General features: G+C 66.9%; 15 protein-coding genes and 1 pseudogene. 15 read left to right on the forward strand and 1 reads right to left on the reverse strand.

Annotation, left to right across the window (positions count from 1 at the left end):
• The first annotated feature begins 60 nt into the window (after positions 1 to 60).
• Together topA and ggt are read left to right on the forward strand one after the other, a co-directional pair.
• Entirely contained in the window at positions 61 to 2,616 is a 2,556-nt protein-coding gene (gene topA, locus ESD82_RS12810) for a type I DNA topoisomerase (RefSeq protein ID WP_147428182.1), read from the forward strand.
• Positions 2,617 to 2,822: 206 nt separating this feature from the next.
• Positions 2,823 to 4,562 (forward strand): gamma-glutamyltransferase, encoded by a 1,740-nt coding sequence (ggt, locus tag ESD82_RS12815; protein ID WP_208852071.1) that lies wholly within the window; start codon positions 2,823 to 2,825, stop codon positions 4,560 to 4,562.
• Here ggt and ESD82_RS12820 read toward each other — a convergent pair.
• On the reverse strand, positions 4,556 to 4,903 hold the full coding sequence (locus ESD82_RS12820) for a DUF488 domain-containing protein (protein WP_024843171.1): 348 nt from the start codon (positions 4,901 to 4,903) through the stop codon (positions 4,556 to 4,558). The genes ggt and ESD82_RS12820 overlap by 7 nt on opposite strands.
• Positions 4,904 to 5,271: 368 nt before the next feature.
• On the opposite strand from ESD82_RS12820, the gene ESD82_RS12825 reads away from it, so the two are divergent.
• From ESD82_RS12825 to nuoH, 13 genes and pseudogenes are all read left to right on the forward strand, one after another.
• Positions 5,272 to 5,637: an NADH-quinone oxidoreductase subunit A gene (locus ESD82_RS12825; RefSeq protein ID WP_011748536.1), complete on the forward strand. Its 366-nt coding sequence runs from the start codon at positions 5,272 to 5,274 to the stop codon at positions 5,635 to 5,637.
• Positions 5,628 to 6,161, forward strand: a complete 534-nt coding sequence (locus ESD82_RS12830) for a NuoB/complex I 20 kDa subunit family protein (protein WP_024843170.1) — start codon at positions 5,628 to 5,630, stop codon at positions 6,159 to 6,161. The genes ESD82_RS12825 and ESD82_RS12830 overlap by 10 nt, the downstream gene beginning before the upstream one ends.
• A gap of 3 nt (positions 6,162 to 6,164) precedes the next feature.
• Complete coding sequence (locus ESD82_RS12835) at positions 6,165 to 6,791, forward strand: NADH-quinone oxidoreductase subunit C (RefSeq protein ID WP_024843169.1); 627 nt, start codon at positions 6,165 to 6,167, stop codon at positions 6,789 to 6,791.
• A 52-nt stretch (positions 6,792 to 6,843) separates the two neighbouring features.
• Positions 6,844 to 8,082, forward strand: coding sequence for an NADH-quinone oxidoreductase subunit D (locus tag ESD82_RS12840; protein WP_024843168.1), 1,239 nt, complete (start codon positions 6,844 to 6,846; stop codon positions 8,080 to 8,082).
• Positions 8,082 to 8,780 (forward strand): annotated as a pseudogene (gene nuoE, locus ESD82_RS12845) (NADH-quinone oxidoreductase subunit NuoE); the annotation flags it as partial. The gene ESD82_RS12840 and the pseudogene nuoE, both read left to right, overlap by 1 nt.
• Positions 8,781 to 8,825: 45 nt before the next feature.
• The gene (locus ESD82_RS12850; RefSeq protein ID WP_114669314.1) at positions 8,826 to 9,449 is read left to right on the forward strand and encodes a hypothetical protein; all 624 of its coding nucleotides are present in this window, start codon (positions 8,826 to 8,828) and stop codon (positions 9,447 to 9,449) included.
• Positions 9,449 to 9,712 (forward strand): DUF5337 domain-containing protein, encoded by a 264-nt coding sequence (locus tag ESD82_RS12855; RefSeq protein ID WP_024843165.1) that lies wholly within the window; start codon positions 9,449 to 9,451, stop codon positions 9,710 to 9,712. Before ESD82_RS12850 ends, ESD82_RS12855 begins: the two co-directional genes overlap by 1 nt.
• Before the next feature lie 4 nt (positions 9,713 to 9,716).
• The gene (nuoF, locus tag ESD82_RS12860) at positions 9,717 to 11,012 is read left to right on the forward strand and encodes an NADH-quinone oxidoreductase subunit NuoF (RefSeq protein WP_024843164.1); all 1,296 of its coding nucleotides are present in this window, start codon (positions 9,717 to 9,719) and stop codon (positions 11,010 to 11,012) included.
• Positions 11,013 to 11,183: 171 nt separating this feature from the next.
• The gene (locus tag ESD82_RS12865) at positions 11,184 to 11,582 is read left to right on the forward strand and encodes a DUF5333 domain-containing protein (RefSeq protein ID WP_147428180.1); all 399 of its coding nucleotides are present in this window, start codon (positions 11,184 to 11,186) and stop codon (positions 11,580 to 11,582) included.
• Between the two features lie 8 nt (positions 11,583 to 11,590).
• Positions 11,591 to 11,731 (forward strand): hypothetical protein, encoded by a 141-nt coding sequence (locus ESD82_RS21815; protein WP_155984335.1) that lies wholly within the window; start codon positions 11,591 to 11,593, stop codon positions 11,729 to 11,731.
• Positions 11,732 to 11,861: 130 nt separating this feature from the next.
• Positions 11,862 to 13,880, forward strand: coding sequence for an NADH-quinone oxidoreductase subunit NuoG (gene nuoG / locus ESD82_RS12870; protein ID WP_147428179.1), 2,019 nt, complete (start codon positions 11,862 to 11,864; stop codon positions 13,878 to 13,880).
• Positions 13,881 to 13,885: 5 nt separating this feature from the next.
• Complete coding sequence (locus ESD82_RS12875) at positions 13,886 to 14,653, forward strand: hypothetical protein (protein ID WP_147428178.1); 768 nt, start codon at positions 13,886 to 13,888, stop codon at positions 14,651 to 14,653.
• Between the two features lie 18 nt (positions 14,654 to 14,671).
• Complete coding sequence (gene nuoH / locus ESD82_RS12880) at positions 14,672 to 15,709, forward strand: NADH-quinone oxidoreductase subunit NuoH (protein WP_024843160.1); 1,038 nt, start codon at positions 14,672 to 14,674, stop codon at positions 15,707 to 15,709.
• The last annotated feature ends 1 nt before the right edge of the window (position 15,710 follow it).

A 15,710-nucleotide genomic window follows, 5' to 3' on the forward strand; every position in this document is an offset into this window, starting at 1 on the left:
CGTTGACAGTTCGCCGGGCGACGCCCATGTTCCGGCGCCGAATCAAGCGAAGGAATCTTCATGCCCGTCGTCGTCGTTGAATCACCGGCCAAGGCCAAAACGATCAACAAATACCTGGGCGACGACTATACGGTTCTGGCCTCGTTCGGGCATGTGCGCGACCTGCCGCCCAAGGATGGCAGCGTCGATCCTGAGGCGGATTTCGCCATGAAATGGGAAGTGGCCTCGGAATCCAGGAAGCACGTCAAGGCGATCAAGGATGCGCTGGCCTCGGACCCGAAGCTGATCCTGGCCACCGACCCCGACCGCGAGGGCGAGGCGATCTCCTGGCACCTGCTGGAGACACTGGCGCCGGCGCTGAAGAAGGGCGCCGAGGTCAGCCGCGTCACCTTCAACGCCATCACCAGGAATGCCGTGACCGAGGCCATGGCCAATCCGCGCCAGATCGACCAGCCGCTGGTCGATGCCTATCTGGCGCGCCGGGCGCTGGACTACCTGGTCGGCTTCAACCTGTCGCCGGTCCTGTGGCGCAAGCTGCCGGGCGCCAAGTCGGCGGGCCGGGTGCAGTCGGTCGCCCTGCGCATCATCGTCGACCGGGAAATGGAGATCGAGGCCTTCAAGGCCCGCGAATACTGGTCGGTCCATGCCCGGCTGGCGACGCCGCGCGGCGACGAATACGATGCGACCATGACTGTCTTCGGCGGCAAGAAGCTGGAACGCTTCGACATCGCCACCGAGGAGCAGGCGAAGCTCGCCGTGGCCGCGATCACCTCGCGCGACCTGAGCGTCGCCAGCGTCGCCGCCAAGCCCGCCAGCCGCAATCCCTGGCCGCCCTTCATGACCTCGACCCTGCAGCAGGAGGCCAGCCGCAAGCTGGGCCTTGGCGCCCGGGCCTGCATGTCGGCGGCGCAGCGGCTCTACGAGGCGGGCCACATCACCTATATGCGGACCGACGGCATCGACATGGCGCCCGAGGCGGTGATGGCGGTGCGCGATGCCATCAAGGCGCGGTTCGGGGCGGAATACCTGCCGAAATCGCCGCGCATGTACAAGAACAAGGCCAAGAACGCGCAGGAAGCGCATGAATGTATCCGGCCGACCGACATGATGCTGTCGCCGGACCGCCTTCCTGTCGCCGACAAGGACCAGAAGGCGCTTTACGACCTGATCTGGAAGCGGACCCTGGCCAGCCAGATGGAATCGGCCCGCATGGAGCGCACCACGGTCGAGCTTGCCTCGGCCGACGGGCAGGTGGGCCTGCGCGCCAATGGCCAGGTGATGCTGTTCGACGGCTTCCTGCGGGTCTATGATCAGGGCCGCGACGACGAGGAGGACGAGGACGGCCGCCGCCTGCCGCTTATCCACGAGGGTGAGACGGCCGATAAGCGCGCGGTCACCCCCGAGCAGCATTTCACCCAGGCCCCGCCGCGCTATACCGAGGCCACGCTGGTCAAGCGCATGGAGGAACTGGGGATCGGCCGGCCCTCGACCTATGCCTCGATCATCGGCACGATCCAGGACCGCGACTATGTCCGCAAGGAGCAGAACCGCCTGATCCCCGAGGACAAGGGCCGGCTGGTCACCATCTTCCTGCAGAAATACTTCCCGCGCTATGTCAGCTACGACTTCACCGCCAACCTGGAGGGGGAGCTCGACGACATCTCCTCGGGCGAGCGCGCCTATCGCGAGGTGTTGCGCCGTTTCTGGCGGGATTTCACCGCCGCGCTGGAGGGCACCAGCGAGCTGCGCATCTCCGAGGTGCTGGAGGCGATCGACGAGGCGCTGGCGCCGCATCTCTACCCGCCGCGGCCCGACGGGTCGGATCCGCGCGAATGCCCGCTGTGCCACAAGGGACGGCTGCATCTGAAGACGGCGCGCTCGGGCGGGGCCTTCATCGGCTGCTCGATGTATCCCGATTGCCGCTTCACCCGGCCTATCAGCAGCCCGGATGCCGATATGGTGGGCGATACCGTGCTGGGCGTGGACCAGGGCGACGAGATCAGCCTGAAGAATGGCCGCTTCGGGCCTTACGTCCAGCGTGGCGAGGCGACGGCTGAACAGCCGAAGCCGCCACGCGCCTCGATCCCCAAGGGCTGGGATCTGGCCTCGGTCGACCTGGAGCGGGCGCTGGCGCTCTTGTCGCTGCCGCGCGAGATCGGCCTGCATCCCGAGGACGGCGTGCCGGTCGAGGCCGGCATCGGCCGCTACGGCCCCTATGTGAAGCATGGCGCGAAATACGCCAACCTGCCGGACGTGGACGAGGTCTTCACCATCGGCATGAACCGCGCGGTCGAGGTGCTGGCCTCGAAGCAGGTGCGGGGCAGGGCGGCTGCCGCCGCGCCGTTGGCGGAACTGGGCGAGCATCCCGAGGGTGGGCCGGTGCAGGTGATGAGCGGCCGCTATGGCCCCTATGTCAAATGGGGCAAGGTCAATGCGACGCTGCCCCGTGACCTGGAGCCCGGCGCGGTCACGCTGGAGCGCGCGCTGGAGTTGATTGCCGAGAAGGCCGCGAAATCCGGCAAGAAACCGGCGAAGAAGGCTGCCGCGAAAAAGCCCGCCGAAAAGAAGACCGCTGCCAAGAAGCCGGCTGCGGCCAAGGCGAAGAAGGCCGGCTAAGACGCCCGGCTGCGCGGCTGCGTCATGGGTATTTGAGGAACGAAGAAGCGGCGATTGCGCTGAAAATCGGGCGCTGCACGGGTCTTCTCTGTTCTTCAAATACCCATGACACGAGCGGGACGCTGGCGCGGCGCCGCGGTTTTGGCTTTTTGATCCGAGCCGTTCTGCTGCTAGGCTCGACCCGCAAGGGTTGAGTGGAGGGCGCCATGAAGGAACGAATCGTGGGGATGGGGCGGGTGTCGGCCGTCGTGCTGGCCGGCTGCATCGCATTTCCAGCGGCGGCGCAGGAGGCCGCGATCTTCGACGTGATGGACCGGATCCATCCGGTCTGGGCGGAAAGCGGCATGGTCTCGGCGCAGGAGCGGCTGGCAGCCGAGATCGGCCGCGACATCATGGCCCAGGGCGGCAACGCGGTCGACGCGAGCGTGGCTGTGGCCTTTGCCCTGGCCGTCACCCTGCCGCGTGCCGGCAATATCGGCGGCGGCGGCTTTATGCTGGTCCATGATGCCGAGACCGGCCAGACCCATGCCATCGACTATCGCGAGATGGCGCCGCAGGGTGCCTCGCGCGACATGTTCCTGGACGCGGCGGGCGAGGCCGACAGCGAGAAGTCGCTTTACAGCGGCGCGGCCTCGGGCGTGCCGGGGACGGTGGCGGGGATGAAGCTGGCGCTGGACAAATACGGCAGCATGGACTGGGCCGAGGTCATCGCCCCGGCGATCCGGTTGGCCGAGGAGGGGATCACCGTCACCCCGGAGCTGGCCGACAGCATCGAGGCCGAGCGCGAGCATCTGGAGAAGTTTCCCTCGAGCGCCGCGATCTTCTTCAAGGAGGGTGGGGCGGCCTATCGGCCCGGCGACCGGCTGGTGCAGGCCGATCTGGCCGCGACGCTGAAGAAGATCGCCGCCGAGGGGCCGGACGGATTCTACAAGGGCGAGGTGGCCGAGGCCATCGTCCGCGCGGTACAGGAGGCCGGCGGGCTGATCACCGTCGAGGACATGGCCGCCTACAAGCCTGTCGAGCGCGAGCCGGTGCGCGGCAGCTATCGCGGCCATGACATCGTCTCGATGCCGCCGCCCTCGTCCGGCGGGGTGCATCTGATCCAGATCCTGAACGCGCTGGAAGGCTATCCGATCGGGGCGCTGGGGCAGAACTCGGGCGAGACGATCCACCTGATGGCCGAGGCGATGAAGCTGGCCTATGCCGACCGCTCGGAATATCTGGGCGATCCGGATTTCGTTGAGGTGCCGGTGGCGGCGCTGACCAGCAAGGATTACGCGGTCGAGATGCGCCGCAAGATCAGCGCCGATTTCGCCACGCCCTCGGTGATGATCAAGCCGGCCGATCTCGCGCCCTACGAATCCGACCAGACCACGCATTTCTCGGTGGTGGACAAGCAGGGCAACGCGGTCTCGAACACCTATACCATCAACCTGAATTACGGATCGGGCCTGGTGGCGGCGGGCACCGGCGTCCTGATGAACAACGAGATGGACGATTTCTCGGCCAAGCCGGGCGTGCCCAATGCCTTTGGTCTGGTCGGGGGCGATGCCAATGCGGTCGAGCCGGGCAAGCGTCCGCTGTCCTCGATGACCCCCACCATGGTGCTGAAGGACGGCAAGGTCTGGCTGGTTACCGGTTCGCCCGGCGGTGCGCGGATCATCACCACGGTCCTGCAGGTGGTGATGAACATGATCGACCACGGCATGAACGTGGCCGAGGCCTCGACCGCGCCGCGCATCCATCACCAGTGGCTGCCCGACGAGCTGCGGGTGGAAGAGGGCATCAGCCTGGACACCATTCGCATCCTGCAAGGCAAGGGGCATGGCGTCGCGGTCAAGGAGGCGATGGGCTCGACCCAGTCGATCATGCGCGACCCGGCGACGGGCACGCTTTACGGCGCCTCGGATCCGCGCCGGCCGGACGCGGCGACGCTGGGCTACTGAGCCAGGTAATCGCGCAGGGCGACGGCATTGTTGTGCTCGGTGTCCCTGGCGCCGTAGAGCAGCGTCACCGGGCCCTTGCGGATCAGCGCCCGCAGCTCGCGCAGGGATTCGGGATTGGCATCCAGTTCCGCAGCATAGCGGCGGCGGAACTCGGGCCATTTCTCGGGGTCGTGTCCGAACCAGTGGCGCAGGTCGTCCGAGGGCGCGATGTCCTTGAGCCAGAGATCGGCCCCCAGCGTCTCGCGGCTGATCCCGCGCGGCCAGATACGGTCCACCAGCACCTTGCGCCCCTCATGCGGACGGGGCGGATCATAGGCGCGGCGGAGAAAGATGTCGGTCATGGCAAGCCTCTTTTGCAAGGGAAATTCCCGGACGGCCCGGCGGGTTCCCTGCCGGTCGCCGGGGGTTCCGCGCGGGCGGGACCATGGTTTCTCGGGGCGGCGATCCGGCAAGGGCGGTGCCGGCGGGTGTGGGCCGTCCTTGCGGGCATGGGCAAGGGGGGCGGGCTCGCGCCGGCAGGAAAACCGACTGAAATACCCCGCGATCCGGCGCCGGGGCGCGCGGTTTTGTCGCGTTGCAGGGGGCGCAAAGCCGGCCTGACGCCGGGTGGCACCGTTGACCATATCCGCGACCGGGGATAAACGGACCTTAGCCAAACCCATCGCGGGACGCCAGTCGGGTTCCTGCGAGCGAAAGGGAGCCCAACCCAGTGGAATACCTGCTGCAAGAATACCTGCCGATCCTGGTTTTTCTGGGAATGGCCTCGGCGCTTGCCATCGTGCTGATTCTGGCGGCCGCGGTCATCGCCGTGCGCAACCCGGACCCGGAAAAGGTCAGCGCCTATGAATGCGGCTTCAACGCCTTCGACGACGCGCGGATGAAATTCGATGTCCGTTTCTACCTGGTGTCGATCCTGTTCATCATCTTCGACCTGGAAGTCGCGTTCCTGTTCCCCTGGGCGGTCAGCTTTGCCAGCCTGTCGGACGTGGCTTTCTGGGGCATGATGGTGTTCCTGGCGGTCCTGACCGTGGGCTTTGCCTATGAATGGAAGAAGGGGGCGCTGGAATGGGCGTGATGACCGGATTGAATACCGCCGGTGCCGACCGCGACGTCGCCACGGCCGAGCTGAACCGCGAGTTGCAGGACAAGGGCTTCCTGCTGACCACGACCGAGGACATCATCAACTGGGCCCGCAACGGCAGCCTGCACTGGATGACCTTCGGCCTGGCCTGCTGCGCGGTCGAGATGATGCAGACCTCGATGCCGCGCTATGACCTGGAGCGTTTCGGCACTGCGCCGCGTGCCTCGCCGCGCCAGTCGGACCTGATGATCGTCGCGGGCACGCTGACCAACAAGATGGCGCCGGCGCTGCGCAAGGTCTATGACCAGATGCCCGAGCCGCGCTATGTCATCTCGATGGGCAGCTGCGCCAATGGCGGCGGCTACTATCACTATTCCTATTCGGTGGTGCGCGGCTGCGACCGCATCGTGCCGGTGGACATCTATGTTCCCGGCTGCCCCCCGACCGCCGAGGCGCTGCTCTACGGCATCCTGCAACTCCAGCGCCGCATCCGGCGCACCGGCACGCTGGTGAGGTGAGCCATGTCCGAAGCCCTCTCTGACGCCGCCCTGCTGGAACTGGCCGAGCATATCGCGCTGCGCCGCGGAAACGACGTGATCTCGACCCAGGTCGCCTTCGGCGAGCTGACGGTGAACGCGACGCTCTCGGGCGTGATCGGCCTGATCGAGTTCCTGCGCAACGATCCGAACTGCCGTTTTTCCACGCTGATCGACATCACCGCTGTGGACAACCCGGCACGGCCGGCGCGCTTCGACGTGGTCTATCACCTGCTGTCAATGTATCAGAACCAGCGCATCCGGGTGAAGGTCCAGGTGCGCGAGGACGAGCTGGTGCCCAGCCTGACCGGCGTCTTCCCCGGCGCCGGCTGGTATGAGCGCGAGGTCTTCGACCTGTTCGGCATCCTGTTTTCGGGCCATGCCGACCTGCGCCGCATCCTGACCGATTACGGCTTCCGCGGCCATCCGCTGCGCAAGGACTTTCCCACCACCGGCTATACCGAGGTGCGCTGGAGCGACATCGAGAAGCGGGTGGTCTACGAGCCGGTGAACCTGGTTCAGGAATACCGCCAGTTCGACTTCCTGTCCCCCTGGGAGGGCGCGAAATACGTGCTTCCGGGCGACGAGAAGGCGCCGGAGGCGAAGAAGTGACCGCAGCCGCGCAGCCTGCCTGCGCGCCACGCATCGGATTTGAGGGCTGACCATGGACGGCGACATCCGCAAGAACAGCTATGACGACGGCTCGATGGACGCCCTGACCGGCGAGCAGAGCATCCGCAACTTCAACATCAACTTCGGTCCCCAGCACCCGGCCGCCCACGGCGTGCTGCGCATGGTGCTGGAGCTGGACGGCGAGATCGTCGAACGCGCCGACCCGCATATCGGCCTGCTGCACCGCGGCACCGAGAAGCTGATGGAGAGCCGCACCTATCTGCAGAACCTGCCCTATCTGGACCGGCTGGACTATGTGGCGCCGATGAACCAGGAACATGCCTGGTGCCTGGCGATCGAACGGCTGACCGGCACCACGATCCCGCGCCGCGCCAGCCTGATCCGGGTGCTTTACTCGGAAATCGGCCGCATCCTGAACCACCTGATGGGCATCACCACCGGCGCCATGGACGTCGGCGCGCTGACCCCGCCGCTCTGGGGTTTCGAGGCGCGCGAGGAGCTGATGATCTTTTACGAGCGCGCCTGCGGGGCGCGGCTGCATGCCGCCTATTTCCGCCCCGGCGGGGTGCATCAGGATCTGCCGCCCGACCTGCTGGACGACATCGAGGAATGGTGCGAGCGTTTCCCGAAGCTGGTCGACGACCTCGACACGCTGCTGACGGAAAACCGCATCTTCAAGCAGCGCCTGGTGGATATCGGCATCGTGACCGAGGACGATGCGCTGGACTGGGGCTATACCGGGGTCATGGTGCGCGGCTCGGGCCTGGCCTGGGATCTGCGCCGCGCGCAGCCCTATGAATGCTATGACGAATTCGACTTCCAGATCCCGGTCGGCAAGAACGGCGACTGCTACGACCGCTATCTGTGCCGCATGGCCGAGATGCGCGAATCCTGCAAGATCATGCAGCAGGCGGTCCGCAAGCTGCGCGCCGAGCCCGCGGGCGACGTGCTGGCCCGCGGCAAGCTGACGCCCCCCAAGCGCGCCGAAATGAAGCGCGACATGGAAAGCCTGATCCATCACTTCAAGCTTTACACCGAGGGCTTCCGGGTTCCGGCCGGCGAGGTCTATGCCGCCGTCGAGGCGCCCAAGGGCGAGTTCGGCGTCTACCTGGTCGCCGACGGCACCAACAAGCCCTGGCGCGCCAAGCTGCGCGCGCCCGGTTTTGCGCATCTCCAGTCGATCGACTGGATGTCGCGCGGTCACATGCTGGCCGACGTTCCGGCGATCATCGCCACGCTCGACATCGTTTTCGGAGAGGTTGACCGCTGATGCTGCGCCGTCTGTCCCCCATCCAGCCGGACTCCTTCGAGTTCACGCCCGCCAACCTGGAATGGGCCCGCGCCCAGATGACCAAATACCCGGAAGGCCGCCAGCAATCGGCGATCATCCCGGTCCTGTGGCGCGCCCAGGAACAGGAAGGCTGGCTGAGCCGCCCGGCCATCGAATATTGCGCCGACCTGCTCGGGATGCCCTATATCCGGGCGCTGGAGGTCGCGACCTTCTATTTCATGTTCCAGCTCCAGCCGGTGGGTTCGGTCGCGCATATCCAGATCTGCGGCACCACCACCTGCATGATCTGCGGCGCCGAGGATCTGATCCGGGTCTGCAAGGAAAAGATCGCCCCCGAGCCGCATGCGCTGTCGGCGGACGGCCGGTTTTCCTGGGAAGAGGTCGAATGCCTGGGCGCCTGCACCAACGCGCCCATGGCCCAGATCGGCAAGGATTTCTACGAGGATCTGACGGCCGAGAAACTGTCGGCGCTGATCGACCGCTTCGCAGCGGGCGAGGCGCCGGTGCCGGGCCCGCAGAACGGCCGCTTCTCGGCCGAGCCGCTGGGCGGTCCGGTGGCGCTGGCTGCGCTGAAGGGCGGCGAGACCTATAACGCCAGCGTGGCGCGGGCGGTGCAGCTGGGCGACACGATCAAGCGCATCGACGGGACCGAGGTGCCGATCACGACGCCTTGGCTTGCGGCGCAGAACGGCGCCTGATCGAAGGGGAGCGGGCAGGACGCGATGGAACGGGCAGAATGCACCAGGAACTGCTGGATCTCGGCGGCGATCGCCGGGGTGGTGGTGCTGCTGTTCACCGCCGGCATCGGCGAGCTGCACTGGCTGGCCGGGCTGTTCCTGGGCGTCGTGACTTTCGTGCTGTTCGGGGCGCTGATGGTCTGGCTGGTCTGCCACGAGCGGCCCGAGCTGTTCGGGGACGGGGCAGGGCTGACCGGCACCGACTGGCAGCGCGCCGCGGTGGACCGCCAGCCCGAGACGCTGCTGGTCAGCGGCTCGTTGGGGCCCGAACCCTTCACCTCGGGCACGCAGATGCCCATCGTCGCCGGGGCGATGCCGTCGCCGGGGCCGCGGCCCGCTGCCGCCGTCAGACCCATGCCGGGTGCCGACGACCTGAAGCGGATCAAGGGTATCGGCCCGAAGATCTCGGACTGGCTGAACGCGCAGGGCGTGACGCGCTATGACCAGATCGCCGCCTGGGACGCCGCCACCGTCGCCGATTTCGCGCAGCGGCTGGGCCGGATGGGCGGGCGGATCGAGGCCGATGACTGGGTCGGCCAGGCGAAATTGCTGGCGGCGGGGGGCGAGACCGGCCATTCCCGCCGCGTCGACAGGGGCGAGGTCGGCTGATGGCCCGCCCGGCAGGACATGCGGCGTCGCAGGCGGACAGGGCCGCCGCGGCGGATGCCCGGCAGATGCGGCTGGTGGCGGTGGTGATCGCCGCGACCATGGCGCTGTGGCTGGGGGTGCAATGGCTGGGGGGCCAGCAGGGCTGGCCCGCGAAATACGCCTTTCTCGCCGATCTTGCGGCGATTGGGGCCTTGATCTGGTCGCTTTTGGTGACCTTTCGGATCTGGCGGCGGCGCAAGGCGTCCTCGCAGGGACAAGGATAAGACGATGCTGAACGATCAGGACCGGATCTTTACGAACCTTTACGGCATGGGCGACCGCAGCCTGGCCGGCGCGAAAAAGCGCGGCCATTGGGACGGCACCGCCGCGATCATCCAGCGCGGCCGCGACAAGATCGTCGAGGAGATGAAGGCCTCGGGCCTGCGCGGCCGCGGCGGCGCAGGCTTCCCGACCGGCATGAAATGGTCCTTCATGCCCAAGGAATCCGACGGCCGCCCCTCCTACCTGGTCATCAACGCCGACGAATCCGAGCCCGCGACCTGCAAGGACCGCGAGATCATGCGCCACGATCCGCATACGCTGATCGAGGGCGCGCTGATCGCCAGCTTCGCCATGGGCGCGCATGCCGCCTATATCTATATCCGCGGCGAGTTCATCCGCGAGCGCGAGGCGCTGCAGGCCGCCATCGACGAATGCTACGACGCGGGCCTGCTGGGCCGCAACGCCGCCGGGTCGGGCTGGGATTTCGATCTTTACCTGCACCACGGCGCCGGCGCCTATATCTGCGGCGAGGAAACCGCGCTGCTGGAATCGCTTGAGGGCAAGAAGGGCATGCCGCGCATGAAGCCGCCCTTCCCGGCCGGCGCGGGTCTCTATGGCTGCCCGACCACGGTGAACAACGTCGAATCCATCGCCGTCGTGCCGACCATCCTGCGCCGCGGCCCGGAATGGTTCGCAAGCTTCGGCCGCCCGAACAACGCGGGCGTGAAGCTTTTCGGCCTGACCGGCCATGTCAACACCCCCTGCGTGGTCGAGGAGGCCATGTCGATCCCCATGCGCGAGCTGATCGAAAAGCATGGCGGCGGCATCCGCGGCGGCTGGAAGAACCTCAAGGCGGTGATCCCCGGCGGCGCCTCCTGCCCGGTGCTGACCGCCGAGCAATGCGAAAACGCGATCATGGATTACGACGGCATGCGCGAGCTGAAATCCAGCTTCGGCACCGCCTGCATGATCGTCATGGACCAGTCCACCGACGTGGTGAAGGCGATCTGGCGGCTGTCGAAATTCTTCAAGCATGAAAGCTGCGGCCAATGCACCCCCTGCCGCGAAGGCACCGGCTGGATGATGCGGGTGATGGAGCGCCTGGTGCGCGGCGACGCCGAGATCGAAGAGATCGACATGCTTTTCGACGTCTCCAAGCAGGTCGAGGGCCACACCATCTGCGCGCTCGGCGATGCGGCGGCCTGGCCGATCCAGGGCCTGATCCGCAATTTCCGCGAAGAGATCGAGGACCGGATCAAGGCCAAGCGCACGGGCCGCATGGGCGCGATGGCGGCGGAGTAGGCGATGACGGCGACCGGCCCCCTTTTCCCGGCAAGGCGCCTCCCCCAGGGGGAGCGCCGGCGCCTGCGCGCGCGCCGGCCGGGCCGGATCACGGCGCCCTCACGGCTTGGTGCCGAACCTTCGGGGCGGCCGCATGTTATGGCAGGAGGCCATGACAAGGAGGCTATTGCCATGAAGCTGATCCCCGCCGCGCTGATCGCCGCGACGCTGGCTGCACCCGCCGCCGCGCTGGAGCCGCTGGCCCAAGAGAAATACATCAACGACCGGCTGATCGCCGCGCGCATCGCCGACCGCATCCGTCGCACCTGTCCCAGCATCGACGGCCGCATCCTCTATGCCTATGGCGAGGCGCGCAAGCTCAAGCGCTATGCCGAGGACAAGGGCTATTCGCGAACCGAGATCGACGCCTTCCTGGACAGCAAGGCGGACAAGGCGCGCATCTATGCCGTGGCCGAGGATTATCTGGCCCGCCAGGGCGCCAGGGCCGAAGACCCCGAGAGCTTTTGCCGCATCGGCCGGCGGGAGATCGCGCGAAATACCGTCATAGGCAGCCTGTTGGTGGCGAGATGAAGACTTGGATGAACCGGATCGGCATCGCCCTGATGGCGGCGGCAGCGGCGGCGATGATCGCCGCGGACGGCTTTGCCGCCGAGCCGGCGCTGCGGCCGGGACAGGATGGCGCCCGCGCGACCGTTCCCGTGCAGGAGGCGCAGCCATGACGCCGGGACGGATGGGATCGACAGGGCCACAGCAAACCGGGCCAGCCTTCGGCCAGCATTTACATCGCGCAAAACCTGCCGGAGATCGTTCCGGCGCGGTTTCCGGGCGCGAGGGATAAGGGAAGACAAGATGGCGGATCTTCGCAAGATCAAGATCGACGACGTGGTTATCGAGGTCGATCCCAACATGACCCTGATCCAGGCCTGCGAACTGGCCGGGATCGAGGTGCCGCGTTTCTGCTATCACGAGCGGTTGTCGATCGCCGGCAACTGCCGCATGTGCCTGGTCGAGGTGGTGGGCGGCCCGCCCAAGCCCGCCGCCTCCTGCGCCATGCAGGTCAAGGACTTGCGCCCCGGCCCGGATGGCGCGCCCTCGGAGATCCGCACCAACAGCCCCATGGTCAAGAAGGCCCGCGAGGGGGTGATGGAGTTCCTGCTGATCAACCATCCCCTGGACTGCCCGATCTGCGACCAGGGTGGCGAATGCGACCTGCAGGACCAGGCCATGGCTTACGGCGTCGATTTCAGCCGCTATCGCGAGCCGAAGCGCGCCAGTGAGGATCTGAACCTCGGCCCGCTGGTCGAGACGCATATGACCCGCTGCATCTCCTGCACCCGCTGCGTGCGCTTCACCACCGAAGTGGCAGGCATCACCCAGATGGGCCAGACCGGCCGTGGCGAGGACAGCGAGATCACCAGCTATCTGAACCAGACGCTGGAATCGAACATGCAGGGCAATATCATCGACCTGTGCCCGGTCGGCGCGCTGGTCTCCAAGCCCTATGCCTTCACCGCCCGGCCGTGGGAGCTGACCAAGACCGAATCCATCGACGTGATGGATGCGCTGGGGTCCAGCATCCGCGTCGACACCAAGGGCCGCGAGGTCATGCGCATCCTGCCGCGCAACCATGACGGCGTGAACGAGGAATGGATCAGCGACAAGACCCGCTTCGTCTGGGACGGGCTGCGCCGCCAGCGCCTCGACCGGCCCTATATCCGCGAAAACGGCAAGCTGCGCCCGGCCAGCTGGCCCGAGGCGCTGGAAGCCGCCGCCCAGGCGATGAAGGGCAGGAAAGTCGCGGGGCTGGTCGGCGACCTGGTCCCGGCCGAGGCCGCCTTCAGCCTCAAGCAACTGATCGAGGGGCTGGGGGGCCGCGTCGAATGCCGTACCGACGGCGCCCGGCTGCCCATCGGCAACCGCTCGGCCTATGTCGGCACGGCGCGGATCGAGGATATCGACACCGCGAAGCGCATCCTGCTGATCGGCACCAACCCGCGCGACGAGGCGCCGGTGCTGAACGCCCGCATCCGCAAGGCCTGGGCGCATGGCGCGCAGGTGGCGCTGATCGGCGAGCCGGTGGACCTGACCTATGACTACCAGCATTTCGGCAATGACCGCGCCGCGCTGGCCCGGCTGGCGGACGAGGATCTGTCGAACAAGGACGGCACCCCCGGCATCGTCATCGTCGGCCAGGGCGCCCTGCGCGAGGCGGATGGCGAGGCGGTGCTGGCCCATGCCATGCGCATCTGCGAGCGCGGCGACAGCAAGCTTCTGGTGCTGCACAGCGCCGCCGGTCGCGTCGGCGCCATGGACGTGGGCGCCGTGACCGAAGGCGGGCTCTTGGCCGCCATCGAGGGGGCCGAGGTGATCTACAATCTCGGCGCGGACGAGGTGGACATCGCCGCCGGGCCGCTGGTGATCTATCAGGGCAGCCATGGCGACCGCGGCGCGCATCGCGCCGACATCATCCTGCCCGGCGCCTGCTATACCGAGGAAAGCGGGCTGTTCGTGAACACCGAGGGCCGGCCGCAGCTGGCCATGCGCGCCAATTTCGCGCCGGGCGAGGGCAAGGAAAACTGGGCGATCCTGCGCGCGCTTTCGGCCGAGCTGGGCAAGACCCAGCCCTGGGACAGCCTGGCCGGGCTGCGCCGCAAGCTGGTCGAGGCGGTGCCGCATCTGGCGCAGATCGACCAGGTGCCGCAGAACGACTGGCAGCCGCTCGACCGCTTCGACCTGGGGCAGGCGAGCTTCCGCTATGCGATCAAGGATTTCTACCTGACCAACCCCATCGCGCGCTCCTCGCCGCTGATGGGCGAGCTTTCGGCGATGGCCGCGGCCCGCAAGGCCCCGGCGCTGGCGGCGGAGTGAGCGTCATGCGGGTCCGCCTTGCCCTGCTGACCGGGATCGGCGCCCTGGCGCTGCTGTCCGGCTGCGGTGCGACCAGGGATGCGCGTCCCCAGCCCAAGCCGGCCCAGCTGGGCGTGGCAGTGCTGCAAAGCGACGCGGGCGCGCCGGACAAGAAGGTGCTGACCAAGGGCCGGATCTCGACCAAGTCGGGCGAGATCCTGATTCTCGAACCCGACGGCTCGGTCAGCGGAATGGCGCTGGACAGCCCTGAGGGCCGCGACGCCTTTGCCGTGACCGAGGCCGACCTGATGGCGCTGAACGCGAATCTGGACCTGGACCTGTCGGGCCTGCCGGACATGGGCCCGCTGCGCAAGCGCGAGCCCACGGCGCAGGAAAAGGCGCTGGCGGCATTCGCGGCGCGCACCCGGCCGCTGCGGCTGAACCTGCCGGCCAGTTTCCAGGCCGATCCCCAGGATTTCCAGGGGGCGCAGATCGTCTCGCTGGCCGGTTCGCGCAAGGGGACGGACAGCCTGGTGGAAGTGACGGCAAACCTGCGTAGCGGGGTGGACGCCGACACCGCCTTCGCCTATGCCACATGCGCGCTGGCCAGCTGGGCCGATGCGAAAGGGGCGCCCTATGCCCGCCACATCCGCACGCTTCGCGACAAGCGGGGCGGCAAGATGGTCGTCGGCTCGGTCTTCACGCTTTCCGAAAGAAAACCGATGGGCCTGACGGTGATGACAACGAAACAGACCTTGCAGGAATGCAAGGCACGCGGCATTCCCGCGGCGTGATGAGAGGGACGAAAGATCATGGCTGAATTCTGGGCCTCGCCCTACGGTTTCGCACTCAGCCTGCTCTTGCAGGGTCTGGCGGTCATCGCCTTCGTCATGGGCTCGCTGATCTTCATGGTCTATGGCGACCGCAAGATCTGGGCGGCGGTGCAGATGCGCCGCGGCCCGAACGTGGTCGGTCCCTGGGGCCTGTTGCAGACCTTTGCCGACGCGCTGAAATACATCGTCAAGGAAATCGTCGTCCCGGCCGGCGCCGACAAGTTCGTCTATTTCCTGGCGCCCTTCCTGTCGATGATGCTGGCGCTTTTCGCCTTCGTGGTCATCCCCTTCGACGAGGGCTGGGTGATGGCGAACATCAACGTGGGCATCCTGTTCATCTTTGCCGCCTCCTCGCTGGAAGTCTACGGCGTCATCATGGGCGGCTGGGCCTCGAACTCGAAATATCCCTTCCTCGCCTCGCTGCGCTCGGCGGCGCAGATGATCTCCTACGAGGTGTCGCTGGGCTTGATCATCATCGGGGTCATCATCTCGACCGGATCGATGAACCTGACCGCCATCGTCGAGGCGCAGCGCGGCGATTATGGCCTGCTCAACTGGTACTGGCTGCCGCACCTGCCGATGGTGGTGCTGTTCTTCGTCTCGGCCCTGGCCGAGTGCAACCGCCCGCCCTTCGACCTGGTCGAGGCCGAATCCGAACTGGTGGCGGGCTTCATGACCGAATATTCGTCCACGCCCTATCTGCTGTTCATGGCGGGCGAATATATCGCCATGTATCTGATGTGCGCGCTTTTGTCGCTGCTGTTTTTCGGCGGCTGGCTGTCGCCGGTGCCGTTCATCGCCGACGGCTGGTGGTGGATGGTCATCAAGATGTGGTTCTGGTTCTACATGTTCGCCATGGTCAAGGCGATCGTGCCCCGCTATCGCTACGACCAGCTGATGCGGATCGGCTGGAAGGTGTTCCTGCCCCTGTCGCTGGGCTGGGTGGTGCTGGTGGCGATCCTGGCGCGCTATGAAGTGCTGGGTGCGTTCTGGGCCCGTTTCGCGGTCGGAGGTTAAG

Origin of the sequence: Paracoccus pantotrophus, from assembly GCF_008824185.1 — a bacterium.
Lineage (GTDB): Bacteria > Pseudomonadota > Alphaproteobacteria > Rhodobacterales > Rhodobacteraceae > Paracoccus > Paracoccus pantotrophus.

What these genes read in the sequence shown, in the direction of transcription:
- topA (WP_147428182.1), top strand. Translation starts at nt 61, where the DNA reads ATGCCCGTCGTCGTCGTTGAATCACCGGCCAAGGCCAAAACGATCAAC.
- ggt (WP_208852071.1), top strand. Translation starts at nt 2,823, where the DNA reads ATGAAGGAACGAATCGTGGGGATGGGGCGGGTGTCGGCCGTCGTGCTG.
- ESD82_RS12820 (WP_024843171.1), bottom strand. Translation starts at nt 4,903, where the DNA reads ATGACCGACATCTTTCTCCGCCGCGCCTATGATCCGCCCCGTCCGCAT.
- ESD82_RS12830 (WP_024843170.1), top strand. Translation starts at nt 5,628, where the DNA reads ATGGGCGTGATGACCGGATTGAATACCGCCGGTGCCGACCGCGACGTC.
- ESD82_RS12835 (WP_024843169.1), top strand. Translation starts at nt 6,165, where the DNA reads ATGTCCGAAGCCCTCTCTGACGCCGCCCTGCTGGAACTGGCCGAGCAT.
- ESD82_RS12840 (WP_024843168.1), top strand. Translation starts at nt 6,844, where the DNA reads ATGGACGGCGACATCCGCAAGAACAGCTATGACGACGGCTCGATGGAC.
- ESD82_RS12850 (WP_114669314.1), top strand. Translation starts at nt 8,826, where the DNA reads ATGGAACGGGCAGAATGCACCAGGAACTGCTGGATCTCGGCGGCGATC.
- ESD82_RS12855 (WP_024843165.1), top strand. Translation starts at nt 9,449, where the DNA reads ATGGCCCGCCCGGCAGGACATGCGGCGTCGCAGGCGGACAGGGCCGCC.
- nuoF (WP_024843164.1), top strand. Translation starts at nt 9,717, where the DNA reads ATGCTGAACGATCAGGACCGGATCTTTACGAACCTTTACGGCATGGGC.
- ESD82_RS12865 (WP_147428180.1), top strand. Translation starts at nt 11,184, where the DNA reads ATGAAGCTGATCCCCGCCGCGCTGATCGCCGCGACGCTGGCTGCACCC.
- ESD82_RS21815 (WP_155984335.1), top strand. Translation starts at nt 11,591, where the DNA reads ATGAACCGGATCGGCATCGCCCTGATGGCGGCGGCAGCGGCGGCGATG.
- nuoG (WP_147428179.1), top strand. Translation starts at nt 11,862, where the DNA reads ATGGCGGATCTTCGCAAGATCAAGATCGACGACGTGGTTATCGAGGTC.
- ESD82_RS12875 (WP_147428178.1), top strand. Translation starts at nt 13,886, where the DNA reads ATGCGGGTCCGCCTTGCCCTGCTGACCGGGATCGGCGCCCTGGCGCTG.
- nuoH (WP_024843160.1), top strand. Translation starts at nt 14,672, where the DNA reads ATGGCTGAATTCTGGGCCTCGCCCTACGGTTTCGCACTCAGCCTGCTC.